The organism is Kitasatospora putterlickiae, assembly GCF_039527695.1.
Lineage (GTDB): Bacteria > Actinomycetota > Actinomycetes > Streptomycetales > Streptomycetaceae > Kitasatospora > Kitasatospora putterlickiae.
In genome coordinates, this window is sequence record NZ_BAAAKJ010000328.1 from 1 (window position 1) to 6445 (window position 6445).

A 6445-nucleotide genomic window follows, 5' to 3' on the forward strand; every position below is an offset into this window, starting at 1 on the left:
GGGCGCGGCACCCGGGGGCGCGGCGGGACGGGCGCGGCCGGCGCCTGCGGCTGCGGGTCGACGACGGCCGGCATCGGCGCGGTCTCGTAGGGCTGCGGCTGCTGGTAGCCCTGCTGCCCCTGCTGGTACTGCTCCTGGTAGCCGTAGCCGCCCTGCTGCTGGTAGCCCTGCGGCGCCTGCTGCCCGTATCCCCCGGGCTGCTCGTACCCCCCGGGCTGCTCGTACTGCGGCTCGTAGGAGGTCTGGTACCCCTGCTGCTGGTACTGGTCCTGGTAGCCGTACTGCCCCTGACCGTAGGGCGCGGACTGCACCTGTTGCCCGTACTGGTCGTACTGCTCGTACTGCTCGTACGCACCCGACTGCTCGTACTGCCCGGGCTGCTGCCCTGGCTGCTGCTCGTAACCGCCCTGCTGGTACGGCGGGTACTGCTGGTACTGCCCGGTCGACCAGTCGTCCGGCTGCCCGGACTGCTGCCCCTCAGGTCCCCTGCGCTCGCTCATCCGTCGGTCGGCCCCTCCGGGATCAGGTCCGGTGCGGCGCGTACAGCGCCCGCTTGTCGATGTAGCGGACCACGCCGTCCGGGACGAGGTACCAGACCGGCTCGCCCTTGGCGACCCGGTTGCGGCAGTCCGTGGAGGAGATGGCCAGCGCCGGGACCTCCACCAGGGAGACCCCGCCCACCGGAAGCCCGGCGTCCGACAGAGTGTGCCCCGGCCGGGTGCAGCCGATGAAGTGGGCGAGCGAGAAAAGCTCGTCGGAGTCCCGCCAGGAGAGGATCTGGGCGAGCGCGTCGGCGCCGGTGATGAAGAAGAGGTCGGCGTCCGGGTGCATCGCGTGCAGGTCGCGCAGGGTGTCGACGGTGTACGTCGGGCCCTCGCGGTCGATGTCGATCCGGCTGACCGAGAACTGCGGGTTCTCCGCGGTGGCGATGACCGTCATCAGGTAGCGGTCCTCGGCCGGGCTGACCTGCCGGTCGCTCTTCTGCCACGGCTGTCCGGTCGGGACGAAGATCACCTCGTCCAGGTGGAACGCGCTGGCGACCTCACTGGCGGCGACCAGGTGCCCGTGGTGGATCGGGTCGAAGGTGCCGCCCATCACGCCGAGACGACGCCGCTCCGGCGCCGGTACGCCGGGACTCCCGGTCTGCTCTCCCATGGCGCCACACCTTACGCGACGCCCGTTGCGGTGCGGGAACGGCCGGGTGACGGGCGCCCCGGGGGCGGAGCCGCACCCCGGGCCACCGTCGGCCGGGTCAGCGGTCCCGGTTGAAGCGGGTGGTCACGAAGAGCAGCACCAGAAGGACGAACAGCGCGGCGCCACCCGTCAGGTACGGGTTGAGGCTGTCGTGGTTGCCACCCTCGCCCTCGTTCGCGAGGAGGTTCAGGACGGGGAGTGCGGCGGCAGTGCTCATGGTCGGCGGGACCTTCTCGGCTCGGGTGGCGGGCAGGGGTGTCGTACGGGCCGGTGAGGGCCCACCCGTCATCGTACGGGGGGTTACACGGCAACCGCTCGGCGGCCCACCGCCTCTGAACCGCCGTGAGCCGGGGCCCGCCGGGGCCGGGCCGGCGGGCCGGTCAGTTGTTGCGGCCGGCCCGCAGCAGGACCCAGGCCAGCAGGCCCACGCCGACGAACGACGCGACCACGATGATCCGCAGGAAGAGCCCGGGACCGTTCTCCGCGGAGATCGGGGCGGCCAGGCTGGCAAGGGCGGCGGTGGACATCTGCGGGCTCCTCGGACTGCGCGGTGCCGCGGCCTGAGGTGGCCCGGCTCTCCCGGGCATTCAGGGTAAACCGCCCTCACACCGGCGCCGCCCACCGCCCCCGCGGGCGCCGTGCGCGCCGCCCCGAACGGCGCCCGCGCCACTCGGAACGCGTCCGCGGGGACGAGTGCGCAACCACGGACGTTGTCCGGACAGTCGTTGCAGACGAAGAGCAGCGGGGGCCGGCCGGGGACCGGGGCCGCCGTCGACAGGGAGGCACACACACATGACCGATACGACCGCGAAGACCCCGAGCCGGCGCCGCCAGCGCTTCCCGGAGATCTCGACCCGCGCCTGGGAGCACCCGGCGGACCGCTCGGCGCTCGTCGCGCTGCGCAAGCTCACCGGCTTCGACGACGTGCTGAAGCGGCTCGCCGGTCTCGTCTCCGAGCGCTCGATCCGGCTGATGTTCCTGGCCACCGCCGTGAAGACCTCCGAGCGGCAGTTCCCCGAGCTGCACGAGATGGTCCGCGACGCCGCGTACGTGCTCGACCTCGACAAGGTGCCGGACCTCTACGTCACCCAGGAACCGACGGTCAACGCCTACTGCATCGGCATCGACACCCCGGTGATCGTGGTGACCAGCGGCCTGGTGGAGCTGCTGGACGAGGAGGAGCTCCGGTCGGTGATCGGCCACGAGGTCGGCCACGCGATGTCCGGGCACGCCGTCTACCGGACGATGCTGATGATCCTCACCAACATCGCCACCCGGATAGCCTGGGTGCCGCTCGGCAACCTGGCGATCATGGCGATCGTCACCGCGCTCAAGGAGTGGTTCCGCAAGGCCGAGATCTCCAGCGACCGGGCCGGCCTGCTGGCCGGGCAGGACCTCCAGGCGTCGATGCGGGCGCTGATGAAGCTGGCCGGCGGCCACAACGTGGCCGAGATGAACGTGGACGCCTTCCTGGAGCAGGCCGCGGAGTACGAGAAGGCCGGCGACCTGCGCGACGGCGTGCTCAAGCTGCTGCAGGTGCTGCCGCAGAGCCACCCGTTCGCGGTGGTCCGGGTCGCCCAGCTGAAGAAGTGGGCGGAGAGCGAGGAGTACCGCTCCATCCTGGCCGGCGCCTACCCGCGCCGCACCGACGACCCGGACACCTCGGTCGGCGAGCAGTGGCGGGCGGCCGCCGAGCACTACACGACCTCGGTGAAGGAGAGCAAGGACCCGCTGATGGGCCTGATCCGCGACGTCGCGGGCGGCGCGGCCTCGGTCGGCGGCAAGCTCCGCGACACCTTCACCGGTGCCGGACGCGGCAACGGCAACGGCAGCGGCGGTGGCAAGGACGGCGGCTCCGGCGACAACGGCTGAGGCGCGAAGGCTCCCCGCGGGAACGTTTCGGCGGCCCCCGGTCACCCGGCCGGGGGCCGCCGGCCGTCCTCAGCTCCCCGCCAGCACCCCGCACAGCTGCCAGGCCGGCCGCGCGTGGTTGCCCGGGTCCACCGCCGCCGGCCCGGCCGGCGGCGCGGTGGCGTCGGTGCCCGCGAGCACCGGCTGCACCACCCCGGCCAGCGAACCGTCGCACGGCGCGGGCCCCGCCTGCAGCACCGAGTCCACCAGCCGCAGCTGCGCCGCCGCCAGGTCGACCCGGTCGAACTCGAAGGTCAGCTGCCGCCGCACGGTCTCCAGCGTGACCGGCGCCCCGCTCGGCGACCCGGCCGGCTTCAGTGCGTAGACGAAGGTGTGGTCGGTGGTGATCCGCAGCGTGCCGCCGTCCGCCTCGTCGATCCGCATCGCGCCCGCCACCTTCACGGTGTCCGCGGCCAGCGCGACCTGCGCCGGGTCGAAGCGGACCAGCCAGCCGGTCAGCGCGTGGTGCCGGTCGTCGACCGGCTGGACCACGCTCGCGTCGAACTGGGCCTGCTCACCGGGGGTGATGAAGGCCCGCACCTCCGCGGTCGCCCCCTGCACCAGCACGGCGGGCGACAGCGAGGACGCCACCAGGTAGCGCTGGACGGTGTCGAGCGCCTTGGTCACCTCGACCCGGGTGAAGTGCCCGGTGGCCGCCCCGGTCGGCGTGCCCAGCCCGACCGCGCCGTCGCTGTAGCCCGGCGGCAGGCCGGCGAACGGGTTCGCCGGGTCGGCGACCGGGTGGACCGCCGAGGCCGGGCTCAGCGCCACCAGGCTGACGGTCAGCTGGCTGCCCTGGGGGCGGGCGGTGGGCCTGATCGGCGAGCTGACCCCGAAGTACACGGCGGCCCCGAACGCCAGCAGGATCACCAGCAGCAGCGCGAGCGCCTGCCGGGGCACGGTGCCGAGCGGCCCCAGCCGGACCTTCGGCCGGGTGGGCCGGCCGAACGCGCCGGACAGCCGCTCGCGCGCGGACAGCTCCTGGATCCGGGCAGCCCGGACGAACGATTCGTCGAAGACGACGGACCGGTACTCGTCATCGTTTCCGGAACCGCCCTCGGGCGCACCCTCCGGAGGCTCGCGCGGGTCACCCATGACACCAGGGTAAGGCGCCTCCTCGCCCCGGTACGAGGGTCCTGCCGCAGTTCACCGGAAACCCTCCGTGACCGGTTCCGGCCATGCCGGGCACACCGGCGCACCGCCCCGCCGAACCGTCGTTCAGCCCGTCGGCGCGGTGACCACGAGCGACGGCTCGGCCGGTGGCGGCAGCGGGTCGACCCCGGGGCTGCTGCTGCCGGACTCGGGCCGCCGGGGCGCCCCGCCGGTCCCGCCCGCCCCCTGGTAGATCGCCGCGACCGCCACCGCGACCAGGCTCACGCCCATGATCACGGCGAGCACCCAGGCCACCGGGCGGTGCCAGCGCTGCTGGGCGACGTACCGGCCGCGCCCGGCGCCGATCGGGTCGAAGCCGCCCGGGCGCCAGCGCCGCGAGCGCCGCCCGGCGGACCGGCCCGTGCCGGTCCACGGATCGGGGTAGCGGTGGTCGTCGTCGAGCCGGCTCGGGTACGGACGCAGCTCCAGCGGCAGTCCGTCCCCGGGCGGGACGTCGAAGGCCCAGCCGGGACCGGCCGTGTCGGGCTCGAAGCGGGCCTCGGCGGCGGCGAGCTGCCGCTCCTTGGCCGTCGGCTCGTGCACGGCGGCGGACCGCACGAAGGCCTCGTCGAAGACCACGGTGGCGAACTCGTCGTCCGCACCACCGTGGTCGGCACCGTCGGGGTACGGCAAGCCCCCCACATCGTCAGCCACGGATTCAGCGTATTACCGGTCGGGCGATTTGTCTGGGGCTCGGGGCAGTTGGTCCGTCACTCGTGTGACGGCGGGCCGGCGGCGGCCCCGACGGCCGGGCTCAGCGGGCGTCGGCGCCGGCGCCCACGGTCGGCGTCGCCTCGCCGCGGACGTGGCCGTCACCAGTGACGATGTACTTGGTGCTGGTCAGCTCGGGCAGGCCCATCGGGCCGCGGGCGTGCAGCTTCTGGGTGGAGATGCCGATCTCGGCGCCGAAGCCGAACTCACCGCCGTCGGTGAACCGGGTCGAGGCGTTGACGGCCACCGTGGTCGAGTCGACCAGTCGCGTGAAGCGGCGGGCGGCGGCCTGCGAGGTGGTGACGATGGCCTCGGTGTGCCCGGAGGTCCAGCGGCGGATGTGCGCGACGGCGGCGTCCAGCGAGGGGACGACGGCGGCCGCGATGTCGTACGACAGGTACTCGGCCTCCCAGTCCTCGTCGGTGGCGGGCAGCACGGTCGCGGCGGTGCCCTCGGCGGCCTTCAGCACCGCGTCGTCGCCGTGCACGGTGACCCCGGCCTCGGCGAGCGCGGCGAGCGCGAGCGGAAGGAAGGCGTCGGCGACGTCCTGGTGGACGAGCAGGGTCTCGGCCGCGTTGCAGACGCTGACCCGCTGGGCCTTGGAGTTGAGCAGGATGCCGACGGCCATCGCGAGGTCCGCCTCGGCGTCCACGTAGACGTGGCAGTTGCCGGTGCCGGTCTCGATGACGGGGACGGTGGAGCCCTCGACCACGGTGCGGATCAGCGAGGCGCCGCCGCGCGGGATGAGCACGTCGACCAGGCCGCGGGCGCGCATCAGCTCCCGCACGGAGTCCCGGCTCTCGCCCGGCACGAGCTGCACCGCGTCGGCGGGCAGGCCGGCGGCGGCGACGGCGTCGCGCAGCACGGCGACCAGCGCGGTGTTGGAGCGGTAGGCGGAGGCGGAGCCGCGCAGCAGCACGGCGTTGCCGGACTTCAGGCAGAGCGCGGCGGCGTCGACGGTGACGTTGGGGCGGGCCTCGTAGATGATGCCGACGACTCCGAGGGGGACCCGGACCTGCCGCACGTCCAGGCCGTTGGGCAGGGTGTAGCCGCGCACCACCTCGCCGACCGGGTCGGGAAGGCCGGCCACGTCGCGGACGTCGGCGGCGATGGCGGCGATCCGCTCCTCGGTGAGGGTGAGCCGGTCGATCACCGACTCGGCGGTGCCGGCCGCGCGGGCGCGCTCGACGTCCTCGGCGTTGGCGGCGGTGATCTCGGCGGCGCGGGCGACCAGGGCGTCCGCGACCGCGCGCAGCGCGGCGTCCTTCACGCCGCGCGGCAGCGGGGCGAGCGCGGCGGCGGCCTCCCGGGCTCGGCGCGCTACGGCGAGGACGGGGCTGTCGGCGGTGGCGAGGTCGCTGCTCATGCGCCCAGGGTAGTGGAGGGCCCAGGCCCTCCCCCGCCCCATTTCGTCCGGTGAGACGGCTCCTCGGCGGCTCGCTCGCCGCCCGGCCCCAGCGGCCGACGAGCAGGGCCC

General features: G+C 74.2%; 7 protein-coding genes and 1 pseudogene. 1 reads left to right on the top strand and 7 read right to left on the bottom strand.

Going from position 1 to position 6445, the window contains the following annotated elements; genetic code table 11:
- The 4 genes and pseudogenes from ABD308_RS30990 to ABD308_RS31005 form a co-directional block, all read right to left on the bottom strand.
- Positions 1-500, bottom strand: a pseudogene (locus tag ABD308_RS30990) (hypothetical protein); the annotation flags it as partial.
- A gap of 22 nt (positions 501-522) precedes the next feature.
- Positions 523-1155 (bottom strand): nicotinate-nucleotide adenylyltransferase, encoded by a 633-nt coding sequence (gene nadD / locus ABD308_RS30995; protein WP_344342388.1) that lies wholly within the window; start codon positions 1153-1155, stop codon positions 523-525.
- 97 nt (positions 1156-1252) lie between these two features.
- Complete coding sequence (locus tag ABD308_RS31000) at positions 1253-1411, bottom strand: hypothetical protein (RefSeq protein ID WP_344342390.1); 159 nt, start codon at positions 1409-1411, stop codon at positions 1253-1255.
- A gap of 163 nt (positions 1412-1574) precedes the next feature.
- Positions 1575-1721: a hypothetical protein gene (locus ABD308_RS31005; RefSeq protein ID WP_344342392.1), complete on the bottom strand. Its 147-nt coding sequence runs from the start codon at positions 1719-1721 to the stop codon at positions 1575-1577.
- 265 nt (positions 1722-1986) lie between these two features.
- On the opposite strand from ABD308_RS31005, the gene ABD308_RS31010 reads away from it, so the two are divergent.
- Positions 1987-3066: a M48 family metallopeptidase gene (locus ABD308_RS31010; protein WP_344342394.1), complete on the top strand. Its 1080-nt coding sequence runs from the start codon at positions 1987-1989 to the stop codon at positions 3064-3066.
- Positions 3067-3135: 69 nt separating this feature from the next.
- Here the strand turns inward: ABD308_RS31010 and ABD308_RS31015 are convergent, their stop codons facing one another.
- From ABD308_RS31015 to ABD308_RS31025, 3 genes are all read right to left on the bottom strand, one after another.
- Positions 3136-4200 carry an SCO2583 family membrane protein gene (locus ABD308_RS31015; RefSeq protein WP_344342396.1) on the bottom strand — a complete coding sequence of 355 codons (1065 nt, stop codon included), beginning with the start codon at positions 4198-4200 and terminating at the stop codon, positions 3136-3138.
- 123 nt (positions 4201-4323) lie between these two features.
- Positions 4324-4911, bottom strand: a complete 588-nt coding sequence (locus ABD308_RS31020; protein WP_344342398.1) for an SCO2584 family spore wall biosynthesis protein — start codon at positions 4909-4911, stop codon at positions 4324-4326.
- 100 nt (positions 4912-5011) lie between these two features.
- Positions 5012-6334 (bottom strand): glutamate-5-semialdehyde dehydrogenase, encoded by a 1323-nt coding sequence (locus ABD308_RS31025; RefSeq protein ID WP_344342400.1) that lies wholly within the window; start codon positions 6332-6334, stop codon positions 5012-5014.
- Positions 6335-6445: the final 111 nt, after the last annotated feature.